Raw genomic sequence first — 809 nt, 5'->3', positions numbered from 1 at the left:
TCCACATCAGTATCGATTAGATCATGGGTATCCATACCTAGCTGAACAAGTGCAATAACGAGTGTATATAGCTCGCTTTGTTTGGTTAGTGAAAGGTCATGATTTAGAAAAGCATAAAGTAAACGGAGCCTTGCTTCCGGAAGCTCCGGCAGGTCCGTATGCGTTTGAATCATATCATATTCAATGTACTTTTGTGCTATTTCAGGTATACGGTATGGTTTCATGGGGTAAGCCTCCGAACAGAGAAGCACAAATCGCCGCTCAATAATCTAAACTATTATAGCACAACTTTTTTAAAGAGCATACGAATCATACTCTTTGTTTATCATTTTGCAACATATTATGCTTCAGTTATTGATTATTGAGACCGGCTTTATAGAGAAGCCAGTTATTGGACCGAATCTGTCCTCCCAAGCGCTTGTGAAGCTTACTCGTAATCTTTTCCTCCATAACTCATCATGAACGGGATCTGCATGCTTAAGAACATCCATGTCGCTTATAAGCCAGCTGTCTGTTTTGCGTACATCTATTGCTGCCAAAAGCACTGTACCCTCCGATCGATCCTCTATCATGCGGATGAGCACTCTCTTTACGTTTTCAAGCTGCAAGAAAGCAACACGAAGCAGCTTCTCAATATCAGCAAACCAAAGCGATGGTCGTCCATCTAACGTATTTACTTTTATATCGATTGACAATATGGCATTATTCCATTCGGCTCTATCAACTCGTTCTTTTAGCTGGATCCCTACAAGCACGTCAACTAAGTTACTGTTTGTTAGACGAACGGCAGGCGTTGAACGAAATACAGC

At 41.3% G+C, this 809-nt stretch carries 2 protein-coding genes; both read right to left on the bottom strand.

The genetic code is table 11. The annotated features are described in order from the left end of the window. Positions 1-224: heptaprenyl diphosphate synthase component 1 (locus AC1DWN_RS34630; protein WP_477563328.1), on the bottom strand; the 224-nt coding region annotated here is incomplete at its 3' end. Between the two features lie 123 nt (positions 225-347). Next, on the bottom strand, positions 348-809 hold a 462-nt coding region (locus tag AC1DWN_RS34625), incomplete at its 5' end, for a hypothetical protein (protein ID WP_477563327.1).

The organism is Paenibacillus sp. P4_A7, from assembly GCF_056402455.1.
This window is presented reverse-complemented; position numbering and strand designations above follow the sequence as displayed.